1 protein-coding gene is annotated in these 742 nt (G+C 39.9%); it reads left to right on the plus strand.

What is annotated here, in order from left to right; all coding sequences use genetic code 11:
- Positions 1 to 128 precede the first annotated feature (128 nt).
- The coding region (locus tag AC1DOS_RS20415) for a CAP domain-containing protein (protein ID WP_477538947.1) at positions 129 to 742 on the plus strand (614 nt) is incomplete at its 3' end.

Raw genomic sequence — 742 nt, forward strand, 5'->3', positions numbered from 1 at the left:
TAGTTATAGTTATGTCTTGAGTCTGCATTAATAGTACATTTTCGTTTTGATTGGCAGTATTGGTAACGATTAGGTATTTTATTGAGAGATTCAAAAGATAGACTAAGTGGCAGAAGGGGGAATAAAAAATGAAAAAAATGTTACTAGGTTTAACAATGGGAGCGATGGTGTTCTCAGTAAGTCAAGCTACAACAGCAGAAGCATCATTTTCTTCACCCACGTGTCAGACACAAAATAGTTTAAATGTGCCTTCACGTATTCAAGTAAAACAGGTGGAATTGAATTCAACCTTAGACCAACAAATGCTAGAAAAACTATATGCACAACTATCAGCTGCAGGATTTAAACTACCAGCAGATAAACCAGCTGCACCAGCTACACCAGCTACACCAGCTACACCAGCTACACCAGCTGCACCAGCAAAACCAGCTGTACCAGCAAAACCAGCTGTACCAGCAAAACCAGCTGTACCAGCAAAACCAGTTGCACCAGCAAAACCAACTGCACCACCTGCAACTCAACAACCAGGGTCGATTTCAAACATAGAACAACAAGTTCTAACTTTGACGAATCAAGAACGTGCAAAAAGTGGTTTAAAACCACTTGCTACTGATGCGTTGTTAATGAATTCTGCTCGTGAAAAATCAGCAGATATGAGCAAGAACAACTATTTCTCTCATACTAGTCCAACACTAGGTTCACCGTTCGATCAAATGAAAGCTAAAGGCATACAATACAAAGC

It is taken from the genome of Paenisporosarcina sp. P5_A11, assembly GCF_056400705.1.